This window comes from Cupriavidus sp. GW821-FHT02F09, assembly GCF_059421605.1.
Genome location: NZ_JBWKVH010000001.1, coordinates 87,542 through 105,848, shown reverse-complemented (window position 1 = coordinate 105,848; position 18,307 = coordinate 87,542). Strand labels below are relative to the sequence as shown.

Annotated in this window: 23 protein-coding genes; all 23 read right to left on the bottom strand. The window is 62.7% G+C overall.

Going from position 1 to position 18,307, the window contains the following annotated elements; genetic code table 11:
* Nucleotides 1–40: 40 nt before the first annotated feature.
* The 23 genes from AC07XB_RS00690 to AC07XB_RS00580 all read right to left on the bottom strand — a co-directional run bounded on the left by AC07XB_RS00690 (nucleotide 41) and on the right by AC07XB_RS00580 (nucleotide 18,296).
* Nucleotides 41–508 (bottom strand): DUF1653 domain-containing protein, encoded by a 468-nt coding sequence (locus AC07XB_RS00690; protein ID WP_492828533.1) that lies wholly within the window; start codon nucleotides 506–508, stop codon nucleotides 41–43.
* Nucleotides 508–846 (bottom strand): hypothetical protein, encoded by a 339-nt coding sequence (locus AC07XB_RS00685; RefSeq protein ID WP_492828531.1) that lies wholly within the window; start codon nucleotides 844–846, stop codon nucleotides 508–510. Before AC07XB_RS00685 ends, AC07XB_RS00690 begins: the two co-directional genes overlap by 1 nt.
* Nucleotides 846–1,220 carry a DUF2528 family protein gene (locus AC07XB_RS00680; RefSeq protein WP_492828529.1) on the bottom strand — a complete coding sequence of 125 codons (375 nt, stop codon included), beginning with the start codon at nucleotides 1,218–1,220 and terminating at the stop codon, nucleotides 846–848. The genes AC07XB_RS00685 and AC07XB_RS00680 overlap by 1 nt, the downstream gene beginning before the upstream one ends.
* Before the next feature lie 162 nt (nucleotides 1,221–1,382).
* Complete coding sequence (locus AC07XB_RS00675; RefSeq protein ID WP_492828527.1) at nucleotides 1,383–1,718, bottom strand: Acb2/Tad1 domain-containing protein; 336 nt, start codon at nucleotides 1,716–1,718, stop codon at nucleotides 1,383–1,385.
* A 52-nt stretch (nucleotides 1,719–1,770) separates the two neighbouring features.
* The gene (locus AC07XB_RS00670; RefSeq protein ID WP_492828525.1) at nucleotides 1,771–2,031 is read right to left on the bottom strand and encodes a hypothetical protein; all 261 of its coding nucleotides are present in this window, start codon (nucleotides 2,029–2,031) and stop codon (nucleotides 1,771–1,773) included.
* Complete coding sequence (locus AC07XB_RS00665) at nucleotides 2,031–2,987, bottom strand: ParB/RepB/Spo0J family partition protein (RefSeq protein WP_492828523.1); 957 nt, start codon at nucleotides 2,985–2,987, stop codon at nucleotides 2,031–2,033. The genes AC07XB_RS00670 and AC07XB_RS00665 overlap by 1 nt, the downstream gene beginning before the upstream one ends.
* Nucleotides 2,988–3,022: 35 nt before the next feature.
* Nucleotides 3,023–3,193, bottom strand: a complete 171-nt coding sequence (locus AC07XB_RS00660) for a hypothetical protein (protein WP_492828521.1) — start codon at nucleotides 3,191–3,193, stop codon at nucleotides 3,023–3,025.
* An 8-nt stretch (nucleotides 3,194–3,201) separates the two neighbouring features.
* On the bottom strand, nucleotides 3,202–3,732 hold the full coding sequence (locus tag AC07XB_RS00655; protein WP_492828519.1) for a hypothetical protein: 531 nt from the start codon (nucleotides 3,730–3,732) through the stop codon (nucleotides 3,202–3,204).
* A gap of 40 nt (nucleotides 3,733–3,772) precedes the next feature.
* Nucleotides 3,773–5,899: an AAA family ATPase gene (locus tag AC07XB_RS00650; RefSeq protein ID WP_492828517.1), complete on the bottom strand. Its 2,127-nt coding sequence runs from the start codon at nucleotides 5,897–5,899 to the stop codon at nucleotides 3,773–3,775.
* On the bottom strand, nucleotides 5,889–6,968 hold the full coding sequence (locus AC07XB_RS00645; protein ID WP_492828515.1) for a metallophosphoesterase: 1,080 nt from the start codon (nucleotides 6,966–6,968) through the stop codon (nucleotides 5,889–5,891). Before AC07XB_RS00645 ends, AC07XB_RS00650 begins: the two co-directional genes overlap by 11 nt.
* Nucleotides 6,969–7,599: 631 nt before the next feature.
* The gene (locus AC07XB_RS00640) at nucleotides 7,600–8,082 is read right to left on the bottom strand and encodes a hypothetical protein (protein ID WP_492828513.1); all 483 of its coding nucleotides are present in this window, start codon (nucleotides 8,080–8,082) and stop codon (nucleotides 7,600–7,602) included.
* 37 nt (nucleotides 8,083–8,119) lie between these two features.
* Nucleotides 8,120–8,485, bottom strand: coding sequence for a hypothetical protein (locus AC07XB_RS00635; RefSeq protein ID WP_492828511.1), 366 nt, complete (start codon nucleotides 8,483–8,485; stop codon nucleotides 8,120–8,122).
* A 54-nt stretch (nucleotides 8,486–8,539) separates the two neighbouring features.
* On the bottom strand, nucleotides 8,540–9,553 hold the full coding sequence (locus tag AC07XB_RS00630; protein WP_492828509.1) for a DNA cytosine methyltransferase: 1,014 nt from the start codon (nucleotides 9,551–9,553) through the stop codon (nucleotides 8,540–8,542).
* Nucleotides 9,550–10,251 carry an FAD-dependent thymidylate synthase gene (gene thyX, locus AC07XB_RS00625; protein ID WP_492828507.1) on the bottom strand — a complete coding sequence of 234 codons (702 nt, stop codon included), beginning with the start codon at nucleotides 10,249–10,251 and terminating at the stop codon, nucleotides 9,550–9,552. The genes AC07XB_RS00630 and thyX overlap by 4 nt, the downstream gene beginning before the upstream one ends.
* A 54-nt stretch (nucleotides 10,252–10,305) precedes the next feature.
* Nucleotides 10,306–13,746: a DNA polymerase gene (locus tag AC07XB_RS00620; protein ID WP_492828506.1), complete on the bottom strand. Its 3,441-nt coding sequence runs from the start codon at nucleotides 13,744–13,746 to the stop codon at nucleotides 10,306–10,308.
* 14 nt (nucleotides 13,747–13,760) lie between these two features.
* Nucleotides 13,761–13,994 carry a TraR/DksA C4-type zinc finger protein gene (locus AC07XB_RS00615; protein WP_492828504.1) on the bottom strand — a complete coding sequence of 78 codons (234 nt, stop codon included), beginning with the start codon at nucleotides 13,992–13,994 and terminating at the stop codon, nucleotides 13,761–13,763.
* Complete coding sequence (locus AC07XB_RS00610; RefSeq protein WP_492828502.1) at nucleotides 13,987–14,550, bottom strand: deoxynucleotide monophosphate kinase family protein; 564 nt, start codon at nucleotides 14,548–14,550, stop codon at nucleotides 13,987–13,989. The genes AC07XB_RS00615 and AC07XB_RS00610 overlap by 8 nt, the downstream gene beginning before the upstream one ends.
* Entirely contained in the window at nucleotides 14,516–14,785 is a 270-nt protein-coding gene (locus AC07XB_RS00605; RefSeq protein ID WP_492828500.1) for a DUF7220 family protein, read from the bottom strand. Before AC07XB_RS00605 ends, AC07XB_RS00610 begins: the two co-directional genes overlap by 35 nt.
* A complete protein-coding gene (locus AC07XB_RS00600; protein WP_492828498.1) occupies nucleotides 14,757–15,857 on the bottom strand; it encodes a hypothetical protein in 1,101 nt (366 codons plus the stop codon). Before AC07XB_RS00600 ends, AC07XB_RS00605 begins: the two co-directional genes overlap by 29 nt.
* A gap of 3 nt (nucleotides 15,858–15,860) precedes the next feature.
* The gene (locus AC07XB_RS00595; protein WP_492828496.1) at nucleotides 15,861–16,427 is read right to left on the bottom strand and encodes a MazG nucleotide pyrophosphohydrolase domain-containing protein; all 567 of its coding nucleotides are present in this window, start codon (nucleotides 16,425–16,427) and stop codon (nucleotides 15,861–15,863) included.
* A gap of 54 nt (nucleotides 16,428–16,481) precedes the next feature.
* The gene (locus AC07XB_RS00590; protein WP_253927150.1) at nucleotides 16,482–16,703 is read right to left on the bottom strand and encodes a hypothetical protein; all 222 of its coding nucleotides are present in this window, start codon (nucleotides 16,701–16,703) and stop codon (nucleotides 16,482–16,484) included.
* Nucleotides 16,704–16,777: 74 nt separating this feature from the next.
* Nucleotides 16,778–17,464 carry a putative quorum-sensing-regulated virulence factor gene (locus AC07XB_RS00585; protein ID WP_492828494.1) on the bottom strand — a complete coding sequence of 229 codons (687 nt, stop codon included), beginning with the start codon at nucleotides 17,462–17,464 and terminating at the stop codon, nucleotides 16,778–16,780.
* A gap of 76 nt (nucleotides 17,465–17,540) precedes the next feature.
* Nucleotides 17,541–18,296, bottom strand: a complete 756-nt coding sequence (locus AC07XB_RS00580; RefSeq protein ID WP_492828492.1) for a hypothetical protein — start codon at nucleotides 18,294–18,296, stop codon at nucleotides 17,541–17,543.
* Nucleotides 18,297–18,307 lie beyond the last annotated feature (11 nt).

The following is an 18,307-nucleotide window of genomic DNA, read 5'->3' as shown; positions in this document are numbered from 1 at the left end:
GGCCGGGTTGCCGGCCTCCTAGTCTTGCGCGTCTCGAAGTTTACCCTGGCTGCGCTTCCTCCAATTCGAACTTCTCCCGGAACTCCACAAGCGGCCGGATGTAGATCTGGCCGCCGCCGGCCGGGCGGTACACCGCCATCGGCTGGCCAGTGGCTTCGCCCTTGCCGACCGCCAGCAACTCGTACCGCCCACCCTTGTAGTGCTGGAAGATCTGGCCCAGCGGCGGGAAGCCGGAGCCGATCTTGCGGACGGCGTACTCGTCGGTGCCCTGGTACACGCAAGGCGCCTTGGTCACCTCGAAGCGCTCCGGCCAGAGCAGCGCCGCCTGCAACTGGAACTGCGTGCCGACGGGCATCTTGCCCTCCTCGGCCGCAGCCGCCGGTTCCAGCGTCTGCCGGCCGTCATGTAGGAGCCAGCCTGAGGGGCGAAGGAAGTCGGCCAAGCAGGTCATGATCGCCTGGAACTCGGGCAGCTCCAGAATGCCGATATTGACTGTGGTTTCAGCCATCACTTCGTCCCTTCCGCGCGCAACGCCTTGATACGGCTGTACAACGGCCTGGCGGCGCCATGCTCGAAGAGCATGGCCAGTTCATCCCACTCGCGCAGGATGCCGGCGAACGCGGGCACCTTCTTGGCGATTCTCGGGAATACCTCGCGGATCTCCGGCACCTTCTTGACCAAGCGGTAGCACCGGCCGAAGTCGGAGTTGTCGTGGGGTGCGTCGAAGTTACCCTTCGTGGCGCCAAGGAAGATCGCAGCCATGGTTTCCGACGACACCCCGGTGTCCTGGCTGCGCAACCAATTGCCCAGCTTGCGCAGGGCCTTTTCGCTATGCAGGTCGTTCATCAGTCGTCCTCCCCTTCTTTGCGGATGGTCACGTCACCTTCCTCAAAGTAGTAGGGCTCGACCGACACCAGGCGGATGCCGTCACGACCGTCGAGGATCGGCCAGCCTTCTTGCCCGTTGCCCTTGGTGAACGCCTCGACCGCACACCACTCGGTCAGCGACAAGTGCAGCGCCTTGACGCACAGCTGGGCGAGCACGGCGTCGCGGACATTGCCGTGGCGGTTGATGTTGTCCTGCGCGGCGCGGGGGCCGCAGAAGTTGTTGATTTCGTGCAGCATGTCGAGCGTCTCGGGGCGGTCGTCGAGCTCGACAACCACTTCGTGACAGAGCGTGCCGTATTCCAGGGTGAATCGGGTCCAATTTGCTGCCTTCATGACAGTCTCCTATTGGGTGCCCGGCCGAAGCCGGGCGGGTTGCTTCAGTGGTTGGAAAGGCAGATGACGGCGATGCCGGCAAACATTGAGCCGGCGGTCAACACGAGCATCACGGCGGCCCAGTTGCGGAGCAGGCGCTTGATGTGGCGGAGGCTATTCACCTTAGACACCGCCACCCGGCTGCGCCACAGCGCGCACCAGCGCCATGATGCCGGTCTGGATGTCGGTCTTGCCGATCGCAGCCCAGCGCAGGGGCTCGGCTGCCTGGAAGCGGCGCAGCTCGATGCACTCATCGCTGGCGCCCTGTTCCCACGGCTGATGCGTGGTCGACTTCTTCGCCTCGTGGATCTTGGTCTCCAGTTGCGTGCTCAGGAGGCCAGCCAAGCTAGCCTGCAGTTGCAGCAGCTCGGCGCCCTTCTGCTTGATCTGGTTCATCAGGTTGACCTCGACTTCGCCGAGTTCGCGATAGCCGGAGATCTTGCGGTGTTGATTTTCCATGGAGGTTTCCCCTCTTCTAGTGGTTGCCGCAGGGCCGCTGCGGCGCCGGTGATCAGATGCCGTTGAACGCGGCTCGGGCCTTGTCCACGCGGTGCAGGATCGGCGGCACTTGTGCGCGGACTGACGCGAACAGCGAACGGAGGCCGGCTTCGTGCGGCTTCATGTAGTGCTCACCCATGTCCTTGTAGAACCATTTGATGAAAGCGTCGTCACCGTAGCCGACAAGTGCCTCCAGGGCGCGCAGTTCAGACTCGGTGAGTGTCATGGTTGCGCGAGCCTCGATACGCGCAGGCAGGACCTTGATGTTCGCCATTACTGCACCGCCTCGGCGTAGCTGGCCAGCGCCGCCTTGCAGGCTTCCTCCTGCGTCCAGCCCTGACCCTGCGCGATGACCTTACGGTCCGGGTCGTCCTCAGCAGGCTTGCTCGTGATCCACACCATCCACTCGGTCTTCCGCGTGTAAGCCAGTTCGAAGTAGCAGTACGGGTTGTCCTCCAGCATCCCCGCGTGGAGCGCGGTCAGCTGCTCCAGCGCCGACAGCTTCACCGCCTTGGGCTTCGGTTCAGCCTTCGGCAAGTGCTTCGCCGTGGCGCGGTCCTTACCCTCGCCCGCGGCCTTGGCGACGGCCTGCTCCAGCTTCTCAGCGGCCTGCTCGGGGTGCTTCTTCATGGTGGCCATGGCCAAGGTTGACGAGACTTTGCCCTCAGCCACCAGCTTGCGGATGCGGTTCGAGGCGCCGGCCAAGGTCAGGAGCTCGCCGACGTACGGCGTCGTCAGGCCCAAGCGCTTGGCGATCGCCGGCTCGTCCAAGCCGTAGCCAACCAGGCGCTTGCACACCTCGCCGACTTCGATCGGCTGCAGGTGGCGGCCAGCGTTGCTGGTCACCAACGCCACGGTAATGTCTTCGAGCGTCGTGCCCTTCGGCTTGGTGACGACAGGCAGGATGTTGATCTCGGCGCCTTCGCTGTTAGCGAGGTCAACCGCTTCGAGCCGGGTGTGACCGTCGGTCACGTAAATCACATTTGCGCCGTCCTCGACCGCCACGTAGCCGGCCAGCGGCTTGTCTTGGTGGTATCCGTTGGCCAGCATGGAGTCGGCCAGCAGCCGCACCTGGGCGCGGTGTTCCTCGTTGCGGATGCGGACGTTGAAGTTGGGCAGGACTTTGATTTGGTCGCGCTGCACGCGCCACAGGTCGCCGGACGATGCGCCGGCCTCCTTCATGGCCGCTTTAACGTTGCCGGCGGTGAGTTCTTGGTTGAAGGTGGGCACTTTAAAGTTCCTCTTATTGTTGTTTTGGTGTTACGTCAGAAGCGGGTCCATTGTGTGCAGCCGGTGCGCTTGCCCGGCAGGAGTATGCCGCGCGGCCCAACTGTGTCGCTGGGGACGATGCCTTGCTTCGTGCACTGCCACTCCTCGGACTGCAGGCTGATGCTCGGCTTGCAGGCAGCAAGCGCGAGCGTGAGAACGATGACCAAGCGGCGCATCACTCCTCCGTCAGGGCCACGTACTCGGACTTCTTGATCTCGCGGAAGCAAGCCGGCGGCGTGAATGGCTCGGTGGCGCTCTCCGGGACCTGAACAACCACAACGCCATCGACGATGCCTGCCGTCGAGACCGCCAGGCTTCGGCCGCTCGGGATGTAGGCACCAGCGTCGAAACGCCGCAGGATGAAGTCCGATCCGTTGAAGCCGCCCACGGCGAGCAGGTCCGCAGCCAACTGCTTGCCCGCCTTGCGGTTCTTCATCGGCCGGTACTCGACGTAGCACTCCCCCTTCTCTGAGTGGCGGCCTGTCTCCTTGGTACCTTCCGGCGCCGGCCGCCCTTCAAGGAACAGCAGTGCGTACGGCTGGCTGTCACGACCGAGCATCAAGCCGTCTGCTCCGTAGTCCTTCTCTACCTTCAGCCTGCGCAGGCGGTGGGCATTCGCCATCGCCAAGGCATCCGCCTTGACGCGCTCGCCTTCGGCACCTTCAACAATGAAATAGCGGCGGCGGACTGGTTGGTTGTTGTTCATTTTCTTCGTCCTATAGGAAGCGGGCCAAGCCCGCCTTGGGTTAAACAGCGATGAGGTGGTCGGCGAACGAGTCGACCAAGTCGTTGTGGGAAATGAGCAGAACCTGCGAGAAGTCTGAGCCGGCGACGGTGCCCAGCATGGCGGACTCGCGCCCGTCATCCATGGCCGCTCCCGGTTCATCGAGCAGCAGGAAGCGCGCGGCCGGCAGGAAGGTCTTGGTCAGCGCGATGCGGATCGAGAGGCCAAGCGCGTCCAGCGTCGAGCCGGACAGGCCCTCGACAGCCTGGCCGTCGACCTTGAAGCCGTTGTCGGCCCGGGTCACCGTCGACTGCACGCCGCGGATCTGCGAGAAGTAGCGGCTCACGGCTGCCAGCACCACGTTCCACAGCTTGTCAGCGATCACCGGGCGGGCTGCCCGGATCTTCTTGATCAGGGTGGAGTTGAAGTTCATCTGCTCCAGCTCGACCTTGGCCGCCGCCAGCTGCTGCTCCAGCAACTCGACCGCCTTCAGGCGTTCCTTGTAGACCGCCTCTGCCTGGGCAAGCGTCGCGCGCAGGCCGCGCAACTGAACATCCACTTCCCGCGCGGTCTCGATCGCAGCCTGCTCGTCGACCACCAGCTTGCGGTAGGTAGCCAGCACGCCTGCCTCAAGCTCTGCGATCTTCGGCTCGGCGGCCTCCCAAGCCTCGGTCAGGTCAAAGAGCTCCTTGACCAGCTTGGCATGGCTCTCCTTCGCCGCATCGAGCCGGCCCTGAGCGACCTGCGCCGCTTTGACCGTGGCCTCCAGCCCCCGCAGCTTGCCCGCCCAGTCGGTCAGGTCCGCCGTCGGCACATCACCCTTCCAAGCCGCGCGGGCCGGGTAGTTCGAGCGATCGACCGTGACGAACTCAGCATTGCGGTCGATCACCGGGTGGATCTTACGGGCCGCCGCGGCGATCCCTTCGCAGGCCGCCAAGTTCTCACCGGCCTCGCGCGTCACGGCGCCGAACTGAACATGCTCAGCCTCCAGCGCCTTCACCTTGGCCTCGATCGCGGTGTTCTTCGCGACCACCTCCGGCACGTTCTCCAGATCCTTGCCGCACAGGCCGCAAGCCGACTGGGTGATCTTCATGGCCAGTTGCGCGCGGATCTCGCCCTTGATCTCGGCGATCTTGGCGTTGGCGTCGGCTTGCTTCTTGCGCTCGCCGGCCACGAAGGCGTGGAAGCTGTCTTCGTCCTCGTCCCAGACGTCCTCCGGGTACACCAGCCCGGTGACCTCCTTGTGGGCGCGGATGCGGGCAGCGACCTGGTTGTTCGCTTCGATGCCAGCGCGAGCCTCGTCCAGTTGGGCGTCGGTCACGTCGCACTTGGCCTCGCCGGTCAAGCGGCGGATGGTCGCCGCTTCCTGGTCGACGCGAGTGCGCATCGCCTCGATCTGTGCCGGCAGGCGGCTCATGGTTGCCACGTAGCGCTCGGACTCGGTCACCTCGGCGTCGAGCGCGGCACGCTGCGCCTTGTAGCCCGCCTGCGCCCCTGCGGCGTCGGCCGCCTTGAACTGCAGCGACTCGATGTCGGCCTCGACCACCGCCGTATCAGGCTTCTCCGCCTCTACCCCGGCTTGCTTCTCGGCAAGCATGGTGGCCAGCGTCGAGACGCGCTCCTCCACCGCCTTGGTGTTGCCGGACGGCAAGTGGGTCTGGATCAGCGTGATGATGCGGTCGATCAAGTCGAAGTCGGCAAGGCTCTCGATGAGTGCCATCGTCTCCTTCGCGCCGCCTTCCAGCGCACCGCGGATTGCGTTCTGGTTGGCCAGCATCAGCTTGCCGGCCGTGTCCGCCGTCGTGCCCAGCAGGCGCTCGACGAACTTCACCGTCTCGGTTTGGCCGGTGATCTTCTCGCCGTCGAAGTTGATTTCAGCGCCGGACTTGCCGCGCGTCACGGTGTAGGTCGTGCCGTCGAAAGCGAATTCGAGCTCGACCTTCAAGCTGTTGACCGGCTTGCCGTGCGTGACGACCTCGTCGAGAGACTGCGGCAGCGCCCGGGCGCCGAATAGCGCGTAGGAGATCGCCTGATAGATCGTGCTCTTGCCGGCCTCGTTCAGGCCGCGCAGAGCGTTGACGCCTTGACCGAAGTCGAGGACGCGGTCTTCGTGCTTGCGAAAGTTCTTCAGCGTCAGCTTATTCAACATGGTGCTTCTCCAAGAGGTTCTTCACAACTTCGCCTTCCTCGGGCGTCAGCAGTTCGAGCACGGCGCCCAGCACATCGAAGCTGCGCACATCCTCGGCGGTGATCTGCAGGTCTTCACCGATGTCGGTCTCGCCGATCTTGACGGCGTTGGTGATGACGAAGGCCGGCGACTTCGAGCGGAATTTCGAGATCAGGCTGATGACGTCGGCAGCCTGCGCGGCATCGGCCTTTCCTTCGACGCGGATGAAGTTGGCGTCGCCCTGGTACGACGGCAGATCGTCCCACTGGACTCGTGCGAAGTCCTGCTCGGCGAACCACACCGGGTCAAGCTCGACGCCGGCGCCGGTGATGCGCAGGCCGCACTTCTCGTCGTTGCCCAGGCAGTCCGCGACCGAGCTGGGGATCTGGTTGCCTACGACCAACACCGCCGGCGTCGAGCCCTTGGGGCGGCCCAGCATGTGGTACTCGTACTGGTGGACGTGGCCGAAGACGATCGTGCCAACGCGCTGCGCCAGCTTGCGGGCTTGCTCCTCGGAGACGTCCAGGCTGTGGTCGCTCTGCTGCGCGAAGCCGTTGTTGTAGTTGGCATGCAGGAACAGATAGCTCGTCCCGTCTGGCACATTCTCCAGTTCCATGTCCATCAGGTCTTGGTTGGGGACATGGCTGATGACGTACATGTTGTCGCGGATAGGCTGCGCGCCCTTGATCACCGTGACCCGCTCCGAGAACCCCTGCTCAAGCAAGCGGCCGAGGAACTCAGCGGCCGACAGCTTGGTCGAGTCCTTGCTAAGGTCATGATTTCCCAAGCCGAGGTACAGGTGCGACTCCGGGTTGATGGTGAACCAGCCGCTCAGCAGCATGTACGTCTTCGACAGGTCGTGCAGGGGGATCTGGTATTCGTCGAACAGGTCGCCGTTGATCAGCAGGTCGGCGTCGCGGACGTTCTCTACCAGCAGTTCTCCGAAACGCTCGATGATCTGCTGGCGCAGGGCATAGGCCGAGGTGGGCGTCGTGCCGGCGCTGCGGGTAACACCGATGTGCACATCTGAAAGGACGTAAAGCGGTTTCATGTTGACCTCCTTGGATTTGTTATGAGTGCCTCGGTGAGAGGCAACTTCGCGAGTCGACTAGCTAGACCAGATCCGCTCCAGCCGAGTCGGCGTGCCGCTTCAGCGAGGCAGACCTGCTCGCCACCCACTCTCAACCAGCGGGTGGTCCGGCGGTTTAGGGCTTGCTCTATGGGCGTAGCCCATTTGCAATTCTCGGGGGTGTAGTCTCCGTTGACCTCGCGCCGTTCGAGCGTCTTTCCAGCCGGGCGTTCGCCCATGTCGGCTAAGAACGCCTCGAAATTCTTCCAACGCGCGCACACTGCTATGCTCCGGCCGCCGTAGTTCTCGTAGTCCTTCGACTTCGGGTTGGCGCAGCGATCACGCATTGCGCTCCAGGAAGCGTAGGTGCGAGTGCCAAACATTCCGTGCTTCGTCTGCGACTTGCCTAACGCCGCGGTGTGGCGACGCCGGGCGCAGCCGCAGTTGGTGCTGATTTCATACTGGAGCGACGAGGCTTGAACCTGACGCTCCGTCCCGCAAGAGCAGCGGCAAGCGATCTTGGTCGTGCTTACCGCTGTCGCAGCGGTAAGCACGGTCCATTCGCTGAACACATCTCCAGCCGCAATCTGCATCGGCCAAGACCATCGCATACTTACCCCCTCAGCTCGTTAAGCCTAGCTCTCAGCTCAGGCTCCAGAAAATCCTGGAGCTTGGCGTACGTCGGGAATTCCCGCAGGTCCCACGACCCACCGGTGCGCGTCCGGAATACCTCGAAAGGAACCAAGCGCCAGGCGCTACGCTTGTGGGCTACTACGATCCAGACCTTGCCGCCGGCAAGTTGGCGCTTGTACAGCTTGCCGATCGCCTCGGTGTCGAAGTTTTTATGGGGCAGTCGGTAGTCGTGGTCGACCTCCTTGACCTCGATCACGCCGTGCAGCTTCGGCATGAACACCGCGAAGTCCCCGATCTGCGAGCGGAATCGGCCGCCGGCCGATCGCGCATCCAGGATGCGCTCCCAGTCGAACAAGGCGCTCTCCTCGCCGAGCTTCTTCAGCAGGTCGCGGACCTTGTCCTCAGCCCACTTGCCGCGCTGGCCGGGGCTCTTGTTGTATGTCGATTTTTCCGAATTTGACATGATCGCTTTGTTATTGTTTTTGTGCGATTCAGTTGGATCAGTTCAGCGAACTGGGTACTGCCTTTAGCGTCAATCCGTTCTCGACGCAGTAGGTGACAAAGCCTTCCCCTGTATCGACCACCATGTAGTCGCCGTCCGCATCGAGCAGGCATTCGGCCACGTCATACAGGCCCCCGTCATCAAGGATTTCCAGTAGTCCGATCGCCACGTTGCGCGCGATTGCCGGCAACGCACGGAGCGACACTGGGCCATTGCGGTTGACGTAGTCGGATAGCATCACGTCGAACAGCGATGTCGGCGTGTCGTGGAAATGAACACCCTCTTTGGTGCAGATCTCCAGCACCAGAACGGGCTTGTCGTCGTCGGTGAGGGGTGGGTTGTTCGTTTCAGTGGGAGCTTGCATAGCGTCCTCTTATTGTTTTGGTGGAACGAGGACGCCGAAGCGTCCCGTCCTGCTTTACATCACCGACTCTACGAAAGCGATCGCCGCTTCCGCGTTGATGGCATTGCCATAGGCGCGCAAGCGTCCCACTCGGGAGGGAGCGCCATCAACCAGCGGGAATGTGCCGGATTCAACTGGCCTCCACTTTCCATCCCGGCAGAAGAGCCAGTCAGGATCTGCCCAGAAGCCGTTCGTCGGGCCGGGCCGGCAAGTTGCGCCGCTTGGCAGAGGTCCTGCGGCGAGCCCTTGCGTTCGATCTCCCGCAGCGAACCCTCCAGCGTCCGGACGTTCTTCTCCCCGTCCGCCGATCGGGTCGTCGGCCAGCCCGCCAAGACACCCGCATGATTCAGCGTCAGATTTGGCGTGGTGAAGTCCTGCGACGGCGAGCGCACCGCATCCGCCTGCGTAGGCGTCGGCCAGCCCGCCAGATGCACCACTTGGTTGTTCAGTTGCTCGCCCTTCTTGCCACCACCCCGCTCTGACCAGGGCCGGGCGTTCGCAAACCGGTAGTCCCTGGCTGCGGGCGTCGCCCACCCAGTAGAGTCGGTCGCGGATATTCGGCGAACCGACGCCCGCAGCCGGGAACGGCTGCGCCCCGAAGGCGTAATCCACGGCTTCCATGTCAGTTTGTACAAGGTCGACCCAAGGGTCTGCGTCTTTTGACGCAACTTGCTCTCCAAGGACGATTGGAGGGCGGCACTCGCGGATGAGGTGGTAGAAGTCTGGCCAGAGGTGCCGCTCGTCAACAAAGCCCAGTCCCGCGCCTGCCGAGCTGAAAGGTTGGCAAGGGCAGGAACCAGTCCAGACGGGCCGATCATCGTCCCAGCCGGCTTGCCGGAGGGCATACGACCAGACAGCAATGCCCGCGAAGAAATGGCACTGAGCGTAGCCGCGCAAGTCATTAGGTTGAACATCTCGAATATCTCTCTCGTCAACATCACCAGGCGCGATGTGGCCAGCGGCAATCAGATTGCGCAGCCACTGTGCGGCGTAGGGGTCGATCTCGTTGTAGTAGGCGCCCCGTTTCACTGGGTCGCTCCGGCCGCCCCCAAGCGATGCTCCCGGAACGCCGCGACCGACACCGGCACGAGCGGCTCAATCAGCTGGAACATCGCCTCGGCGTAGACGCGGATCTCCTTCTGCGCATGCGAGTGCAAGCGCAGGGAGAGGAAGTGCATGAGGTTGTGCAGGTTCACCGTGGCGAACATGTGGCTGTACGTGCCAAGAGGCAGCACGGCGCGGGCCAGTTCGCGGGGGCAGCCCATTTCGAGCAGTTCGTGATAGATCTTGAAAGAGTCTTCGCAGGACATGCGAATCATGTCAGCGATTACGTCCGAATGCGGGTGCTGTTCGTCGGTCCGCATCTGCTTGTTGTCCGTCGACTGCATCGTGATGTCGGCGGGGATCGGCACATAGAACTCCTCCGGCAGCTCAGCGTAGCGGGCAGAGATCTCGTTGTATGCCCAGGTGCGGTGGCGGTGCCACTGCCGGAGGCAGAAGATCGGCGCCTTGACGTCGAAGGTGAAAGTCACCGACTCGAACGGGCTCGTGTGACGATTCTTGACCAGGTAATTGAGGAGCTTCGCGTCCTTGCCCTCGTCCTCGCCTGTGCGCCACTCGGCGTCGTAAGAGACGCGAGCATTGCGGACGATCGAGAGATCGGAGCCCATGTGTTCGACCAGGCGAACATGGCCGTGGTCGAGGAGGCGGATAACGTCTTGGTTCATGGATGAACTCTTATTGTTATGTTTGGGGCGGCATTGTGCCGCCCCGGGTTTATATCACGCTGCTACTGCAGCCTTTTCTGCTACCTTCGCCATCAGCTTGCGGTACTCGACCAAGCCGGCCTCCACCGCCTCAGCCGTCGGCTCCTCGCCAATTTCGATCTGCTCCCCGAACGAGGGGCCGAACGAGATCGACGAGACGATGGGCACCTTCATATTGGCGTACGGCGCCACCATGCAGGCATGCACATCCTTCAGGAACGGCAGGAGCTGGTCGAGCATCACCGACCAGACCACTTCATCATGAATCGGTGCGATAAAGCGGCAGTCGTACTTGAAGGGGATGCCTGCCTTCCACATGCGACCCATGGCCATCTTGGTCATCTCGGCCGAGGAGCCCTGCACCTTGAAGTTGACCCCCTGACGATCAGCCTTGCTACGCTCGTAGCCGTCGTCCGATTCAAGCGCTTCGGCAAGGTGGCGGCGGGCGCCCATCATGGTCGTGACAAAGCCCTTCGCGCGAGCCTCCTCGATGACCGAGTCCTTCCACGGCTGCACGTCTGGGAACGCTTCCAGCTTTGCGTCGATGTACGACTGAGCTTCTTCCTCCGACACCAGCAGCGTCTGCGCCAGCTTGGGAGCCATCGCGCCGTACTCGGTCGTGAAGTTGGTCTTCTTGCCCAGCGCCCGGTAGGTCTTCATCTCCGACTTCAGCGGCCCGTCTTGCAGCGCACCGATGAACGTCTCGTAGGACCAGTCGGCTTTGTCCGCCTCCCGACGGCGCACAATCCCGAGCGCCGTCAGGGAGTGCATGTCCTTCAGGTTGTCACCGACGTAGCAGGCCAGCATGTTGGCGTCCTGGCTGTAGTCGGCGATGACCCTCAGTTCCTGCGAGTTAAAGTCGAGCGACACCACCACGGCGCCAGGCTTGTGCGGCACGTAGACCTCCCGGAAGCGAGCCGGTTCGCCGGTCGCCTTCGGATGCTTCGGCAGCTGCTGGTCGTTAGGATCGCTCGCCGAGTACCGGCGCGTATTGGTTGCGCACTGGTTGTGGTTCGGGTGGAGCAAGCCGTCCTTCCAGTGTGCCGCCACCGCGTAGGGCTTGTAGTAAAGGCCGCGGCGGGTCTGCACCATCTTCATGAGGCGGAACGCGTCAAGGACCGGCTCGATCTCGGGCTTCTCCGGGGCGTCGTACTTCAGCGCGTACTGGATGGCCAAGTCGTCGGTCTTCGGCGTGCCCTGCTTCTTGCCCTCCTGGCGCATCTTGTCGGTGGGCTTGTTGAAGAGGCGAATGGGCAAGCCCATCGTCTCATACATGAACCGCTGCAGCTGCTTCGGGCTGCCGGTGTTGAAGTCCGGTTCGCCCTTGAAATGAACACGCACATAGTCTGTGAAACGCTGCGCCCCGGCTTCGTCCGTCACACCAGCGAGCATGGTCGCAAACGTCTCGCCCCCCTCCTCCGCCTTGATGAAAGCCACCAGCTTGTCGATCTTGCGCATCATCGTGTCCAGCGGGCGGTCGAAGACGATAGCAAACGCCTCCTTCACCTGCGCTGGCGTGATGTCAACGCCGTAGGCCGGAGGCACCGAGCCGTCCCAGCCAGCCTTAATCAGGAACTCACGGACCACAGCCCACGACTTGTCGTAGACCTCATCATCCCCGCGCTCCAGCTCGCGCATCTTCTCCAGCGACATCGGCGTGCCTTGCACGTACGCAAGCGCCGTGAGGTAGGCCGGGGCAATTTCGACCTGCTTGTACACGTTCCACGTGTGCTCGATCTGCATCACCACCTTATAGTAGTTATGCAGTGCGATCGTGCAGATCGTGTCGTCCGTGCCGTAGTCAAAGACCTCGGAGGCCGTGAGCTCGTGCATCTTGTACTGACGACGCTCGTGCGGGACCACCTCGAACTCGCCCGGCTCCAGCAACTCCCCCGGCTGATCCTCGAAGCCGGCGGCGTACACCGGCTCCTTGATTGTGTTGGTCACGTCGAACGTGGCCAACAGCTTGCCGCCCGGTGGCAGCGTGCCCACCAGGCCTTCCTTCGTCGTGGTTTCCTGATACGACGTCTGGTCGTAGCTAAGGATCGACTTCGAGCACTGCTTCAGACCAAGCGGACGGTTCTCGTCCACATACGACGCTTCGATCTTCGTGTCGAGGCAGTTCGGCAGGAAGCCGTGGTAGCCGTTGTCGGCCATCTCAGCGCCCCACTCCTGGTGAAGCACCGTCAACTCGAACGCGAGGTTCTGGATGACGATCGGGATCGACTGAGGGATGCTCTCGACCACGTTGCGGATCTGGTCCGACGTCAGGTTCGGCACACCCTCCTCCTCAAGGTGCCGCGTCGTGAAGTACAGGGTGTACTGGTTGTTGTCGCCGAACGTCAGGCCCATCGACACGAGCTCCGAGCCGAAGACGTCGACCTTATCGGCGTCCTTATCGCGCTGTGCCTTCGCCGCCAGCCAATCGTCACTCTCCTCCGGCGTCGACGTCTCGATGTCCAGCGACACCTCCTTCGACGCGCGGATCAGGGGCATCGCCCACTTCATGGCGGCGTCATAGTTGCCGGCGTGGACGAGGCGTGCCTTGCCGCGGTACTTGCGCAGGCGCTCGTCGGTGTTGTCCTCCAACTGCTTGACCATGCCAGCCTTCCATTCGATCTTGCCGATCTTGAAGGCGTTGACCCACTCGGGGTGCATCTTGGCCAGATCCCAGCAGCGCTGGGCCTGCTCGCGCTGGTCGGAGATCCGTGCGCAGATCTTGCACGTTGCCGCGTGGTCGGAGAGTTCCTCCAGGCGGTTGGTCGTGAACAAGTCGATCATGTCCTGCAGACCCTCGTCGCCGTACTTCCGGACGAATTCCTCGAACATGGCAGGGCCGAAGCCCTTGACGCCCTTAATGCCATCCGACGAGTCGCCAACCAGCGCCTTGTAGACCGTGACGTACTTGGTGTCGAACGGGCCATACTTGTTCTCGCCGACGACGCCGTCGATCCACACCTGCACGTTGGCGCCGTACTGGTTGACGCCGTTGAGCACCGTCATGTCGCCGTCGTAGGAACAGACCACGACGTCTTCCTCCAGGTTCTCGGCGAGGAAGGCGACCACATCGTCAGCCTCGACCATATCCTGGCGGGCGGTGATCGCTCCCATGTCGAGCCACTCGCGCTCGATCATGTTGATGAGCTTGTTGAACTCGATGTTGATTTCTTTGGGGCGCTGGCCGCGGTTGGCCTTGTACTCTGGGTCGATGCGCAAGCGCATGGCCTTCGAGCGCATGCCTTCGAACACCATGATGGTGTCGATCGGCTTGGCGCCGGTCTCCTCCATCATGCGGGTCAGCATGTTGACGGCGCATTCGTAGCCATGCTGTGCGCTGTTGACCCAGACCTGCTTGCCGGGCTTCTCCGGGTCCGGGATCTCATAGCCGAACTCTGTGTCCTTGCCGACAAGCAAGGCACGCCAGAGGATAGACGACATGTCCAATACGAGTTTCATGACTGACTCCTAAGTTAGTGGTTGCGCTGTTTGCGCTCAAGCACACCTTGGCAGGCGACGCAGCGGATGCGGCCCAGTTCAAGGCGCACCGCCGGGATGTCATCGGCGCAGTCGATGCAGGTCTTGCCGTCGAAGTCCGGATGGGTCTGCGGGACGTTCTGCTTGCGGAAGTTGGCAAGTGCCCGGGAGTTCATCTCCTCGGCGAGGTCGGTTGCGGCGTCGATCGGATCAGCGTGGCGCTCAGACATTTGCGAGCTCCTGCAGCGTTGCGTCGATCGAGTTGAACAAGTCGCCGATCGTGCCGGAGTTGCCGACCAGGACGTCCTTGTCCGGGTGGAACATCACCCCACCCTCCGACACATGCTGTGCCGCGGTGCCGTCCACTGTGGTCTCTCGGCCCATGATGTGGATGACCGTGCCGCCTTCGCTGCGAATCCACTCCGCCTCGTTCTCGAATCGAACATCCGAGATGACAAAGCCAGCTGCATGCTCCTCGCGGCAGACCCGTGCGTAGACCCGCTTCGCTTGGATCAGCCAGAACTCTGGGTGGATCGAGCGGCCCCACTCGGTGCCCAGCGTCTGCGCCAGCTTGCGATAGCTGCAGCCGAGATCCTGGATGACGGCCTCTTTCGTGACGTGGTCGGTGAACAGATGCTCGGGGAAGCCGAGAACCCCCAGCATGCTTTTGATCGGCGATGCAAAAGCGTAGCGCTCATAGCCATGCGCGTGAACCAGACGCGAGGCAGCGGTGTCCTTGCCGACACCAGCCTTACCGGTGAACCCGATCAGCGGGAGCTTCTTCATGGTGCATTCCTTTATTATTATTTTTGGTGGAATGGTTGTTAAACAGCCGGCGCCAGGCGTAAGACCGGGCGACGGATACTACGGTGAACAACAGGGTGATCTGAATGTTCTCGCTGTGGCTGGTCTGGATATGCCAGATCGGCTTGACAAGGAACTCCCAGACCACGCAGCTGAGGATGAAGCCGCTTGCGGTGTTCAGGATCACTTCAGCTATCGAGTGCTTGCGTGTCTGCACTGGGCATCTCCATGTCGTACATCTCGGCGATTCGCCTGAGGCCGGCGAGGTATTTCTGCTGCGTGGCCGCCTTGACCATGTACCCCTGCCGCGCGACGAACGGGTTGTAGAACCAGTCCACGAACTCGCGGCGAGAGACAAAGTTGGGGACCAGCTTGCTGTAGAGCGACAGCAGGCGGGCCTGATCCACGTCGAAGAGTCGGACCACCATCTCCACAGCTTCAGCGAATATGCGCTGCTCCGACTCTGGCACCCGCTCCCCAGCCCTCAGCCGTTTGCGCAACGAACCGCTAGGACGACCCCGCTGCATCGGAGCGGCGCCAGGCTTGCGAGCCAAGCGTTGAACCAGTGCGGCCGGGTCGATCTCCCAGAACGACGTCTTCAGCAGCGCGAGAGCTGTGAGTAGCCCTTCCGCTTCGTCGAACTGGGTGTAGTGGTCGTCGACGTAGTTGCGGATATAGTCGAGCTGGCTTGGGTACCGGCCGGCAGCGTAGTCTCCCCTGGGGGAGTGAAGCAGCATGGCAACCTCGGTCGGGTACTGCTCGCCGGCGTAGCCCTCCTCGGCGATCGGCAAGCCGTCGCGCACACCGAACACGTGGCCGGTGTCCGCCTTAACCCAGTAGTCGCGGCCGGCATCAGCAGAGTCGACAATCGTCAACGAGCGTGATGCCGCGTGTGCGACCTCGATGCTGAATTGAACGGCGGGATATTCGGCCAGATCCGACGCCGGCGGGCAGAACATGAACCGGGATGTGCCTGGCAGGATGTTTCGAAACACCTTGGGCACGTTATGGTAGGTGCCGTGCTCTGCCGCCGACCAGCCGTTGACCAAGCGGCTCAGGTTGCGGCGCCAGAACTCGTCTAACAGTTCCGGCTTGCAGGGCGGTGCGATGTTGGCGATGTCGGATACCGCAACGCCGCCCAGCGTACCAGGCAGCGAGAGCGGTGGCGTGATCCACTGGATCACCCCTGGATCGACAAAGGCGTGCGCAGCCTCGCGCACGACCCCTTGTCGCTCCAGCGATGTGACCACAGCGTCGACCAGGTTCTTAGTCGTCGTTGCGGGCAGCATCGTTTAGGCTCCGATTGCCTCGTTCAGCGTTTCGCGCTCGGCGTCGAGGTCGCGGGTCAGCGCGGCGTAGTCGCTGTACTTGTCACCGTAGCGGGCGGCCAGCTTGTTGATGTTCGCTTCCAGCGACGTGTAGACCGACTGGCCGTGGCGCTTGAGCAGCAGCACCAGCAGTGCGATGAGCAGGCTGCAGCCTTCTGCTGGCGACACGCCACCGTCCGGGTGCGCCGCAATGGCCCCGGCCATGGCACCGATCGTCAACACCAGGCGCAGGTCCGACACCGCCGCGTCGTCCTCGCCATCCTCCAACGCGTCCTCGATCAGGCGGTCGATGACGCGCGGGCGGGTCCCCAGTTCGTTCAGCAGCAGGTTGACGTACCAGAACACGTCGCCGACTTCTTCAACCAGGTTTGTCACGTCGAGCGGCTTGCCGTAGATCACGTGGCGCTTGAAGGCGTCGGCCAGTTCACCGACTTCCGTCAGGATGCCGACTTGCGCGTGTTCGATCTGTGCGTTGCGCTCCAGCGGCTTGGCGGTGCGGATGGCGAGGGGTGCGTATTGGTCGAATTTCATGGTGTTACCTTTCTTGGTGAAGGCTTATGGTTTGATGGGTACTGCGGGTACTGCTTAACCCAGGATGAGGTTCTTGATCTGGTCGGCCACTGCGCGGGCGCGGCGGGATTCAGCTTCGTGCGCGTCGCGGCGTGCCTCGGCCTCGATACGGGCTTGCTCGGCTGCCTCGGCGCTGGCTTGCTGCTCACGCTGAACCGTCTCCAGATCCGCGATGGTCTGTGCAAACGCGGCTAGAACGCCGTCCACGGTCTTCTTGTTGGAGAATGCTTTCAACATTTGGTGCTCCTCTCTTAGCGAAGGATTGGTTGGGTACTACACTGGCCCGCCGTAGCGGGCGCAGGTCTTACTGCTTACAGGCCTTCCAGCGCGAGCTGGGCCAGCGTGTACTTCAGGTCCGGGTCGATGTCCGTCTTGCGGCGGAGCCAACGGCGGTAATCCTCCGGAATGTCCCGGATGTTCAAGCCCTTGTGCGCGCCGAAGGGCATGGTGTGCACGAAAATCGGCTCGGACGTCTGCTTGACCAAGTCGGACAGGCTGGCGCCGGAGCGGGCCACGATGTGACGCAGGAGGTCGATGGTCGTGCGGACGTCACCGTCGGCGCGGTGGCTGGTACCGGCGTCGAGGTTGAGGAAGTACTTCAGCGTGGCCAGCTTGTGGTCAGGCGCTTCCGGGATGTACTTGCGGGCCAGGCGCAAGGTGCACACCTCGCCGGCAAGAGTGTCGATGTACGGTTCGATGTAGGGCTTGTCGAACACGACGTTGTGCGCAATCAGCACGACGTCGCCGGTGAGGCGACGGCCGTAGATGATCTCGAAGAACTCGGCCATCGTCGGGGAGTCTTGCACATCGGCGTTGGTGATGCCGTGCACGCCGGAAGCCGACGGGCTGATGGGGACCTCGGGGTCGATGAGGCTGTACTGCTGGTCGAGGATGTTCAGTTGCTCATCAAGCTCGACGAACGCAAGCTCGCAGACGCCGGACCCCCCCTTGCCGAAGCCGGAGGTTTCCGTGTCCGCCAGAATGAAGCGGTAGCTCATGCTGCACCTTTATTGTTGTGTAGGTAGGTGTGAAAACGAGCGCCGAAGCGCTCGTTTCCTTTACTGCTCGGGCCGATTATTCGTCGGCACCGGTCACCGTCAGCTGGGTGAACTTGTTCTTACCGAACTGCTTGCCTTCCGCGGTGATCTTGATCACCTCGGAGCCTTCGGCTTGCGCGCGACCCATGTTGACCTTGGCCGTGCGCGTCAGGCGGTAGCGCTCGAACGTCTTGCGCGACTGCGGCGACAGCGAGAGCTGGACCACGTCGCCGACCAGGTTGGAACCCTTCTCGGTCTCGTCCAGGATGCCCACCAGGATGTTCTTGTGCTTCAGGGCCGCCTTGTCGTAGCCCATCTCGCGCAGTTCGTCGAGGTAGGCGGCGACCGTGGTGCCGCTGTCGCGCAGGTTGACGCCGTCTTCCGAGTAGCGGACATACTTCTTCGCATCGTCGTCCTGCGAGCCCGGCACGACTTCGTAGGTGTCCTGGAAGGACATCAGCGTCATCTTGATCCAGGTGCCGACCGACTTGCCGTCGCCGTCGTCGATGGTACCGGTACCGGCCACCAGACGCTCCAGCGTGTCCCAGTCGACGCGCACCGCGTCTTTCAGCTCGGTCAGCACCGGGGCGATGCGCTTGACGCTTGCCGACACAGCGGTCGATTGCGCTTGGGCGATTGCCGTGGTGGCTGCGACCTTGGCTGCCGGGGATGCGGGAGCGTCAGCAGCGGGAGTCGTCGAACCGGTGTCCATACCAGCGTCCGCGGCGTCAGCTGCCACGGTGGAGCCTTCGGTGTCTTCGAACGATGCGTTGGGGTTGCGTTTCAGTGCCATGATGATTTTCC

Bases quoted from the DNA above. Each gene is read 5' to 3' on its own strand.
- AC07XB_RS00690 (WP_492828533.1), bottom strand. From the start codon at position 508: ATGGCTGAAACCACAGTCAATATCGGCATTCTGGAGCTGCCCGAGTTC.
- AC07XB_RS00685 (WP_492828531.1), bottom strand. From the start codon at position 846: ATGAACGACCTGCATAGCGAAAAGGCCCTGCGCAAGCTGGGCAATTGG.
- AC07XB_RS00680 (WP_492828529.1), bottom strand. From the start codon at position 1,220: ATGAAGGCAGCAAATTGGACCCGATTCACCCTGGAATACGGCACGCTC.
- AC07XB_RS00675 (WP_492828527.1), bottom strand. From the start codon at position 1,718: ATGGAAAATCAACACCGCAAGATCTCCGGCTATCGCGAACTCGGCGAA.
- AC07XB_RS00670 (WP_492828525.1), bottom strand. From the start codon at position 2,031: ATGGCGAACATCAAGGTCCTGCCTGCGCGTATCGAGGCTCGCGCAACC.
- AC07XB_RS00655 (WP_492828519.1), bottom strand. From the start codon at position 3,732: ATGAACAACAACCAACCAGTCCGCCGCCGCTATTTCATTGTTGAAGGT.
- AC07XB_RS00650 (WP_492828517.1), bottom strand. From the start codon at position 5,899: ATGTTGAATAAGCTGACGCTGAAGAACTTTCGCAAGCACGAAGACCGC.
- AC07XB_RS00645 (WP_492828515.1), bottom strand. From the start codon at position 6,968: ATGAAACCGCTTTACGTCCTTTCAGATGTGCACATCGGTGTTACCCGC.
- AC07XB_RS00640 (WP_492828513.1), bottom strand. From the start codon at position 8,082: ATGTCAAATTCGGAAAAATCGACATACAACAAGAGCCCCGGCCAGCGC.
- AC07XB_RS00635 (WP_492828511.1), bottom strand. From the start codon at position 8,485: ATGCAAGCTCCCACTGAAACGAACAACCCACCCCTCACCGACGACGAC.
- thyX (WP_492828507.1), bottom strand. From the start codon at position 10,251: ATGAACCAAGACGTTATCCGCCTCCTCGACCACGGCCATGTTCGCCTG.
- AC07XB_RS00620 (WP_492828506.1), bottom strand. From the start codon at position 13,746: ATGAAACTCGTATTGGACATGTCGTCTATCCTCTGGCGTGCCTTGCTT.
- AC07XB_RS00615 (WP_492828504.1), bottom strand. From the start codon at position 13,994: ATGTCTGAGCGCCACGCTGATCCGATCGACGCCGCAACCGACCTCGCC.
- AC07XB_RS00610 (WP_492828502.1), bottom strand. From the start codon at position 14,550: ATGAAGAAGCTCCCGCTGATCGGGTTCACCGGTAAGGCTGGTGTCGGC.
- AC07XB_RS00600 (WP_492828498.1), bottom strand. From the start codon at position 15,857: ATGCTGCCCGCAACGACGACTAAGAACCTGGTCGACGCTGTGGTCACA.
- AC07XB_RS00595 (WP_492828496.1), bottom strand. From the start codon at position 16,427: ATGAAATTCGACCAATACGCACCCCTCGCCATCCGCACCGCCAAGCCG.
- AC07XB_RS00590 (WP_253927150.1), bottom strand. From the start codon at position 16,703: ATGTTGAAAGCATTCTCCAACAAGAAGACCGTGGACGGCGTTCTAGCC.
- AC07XB_RS00585 (WP_492828494.1), bottom strand. From the start codon at position 17,464: ATGAGCTACCGCTTCATTCTGGCGGACACGGAAACCTCCGGCTTCGGC.
- AC07XB_RS00580 (WP_492828492.1), bottom strand. From the start codon at position 18,296: ATGGCACTGAAACGCAACCCCAACGCATCGTTCGAAGACACCGAAGGC.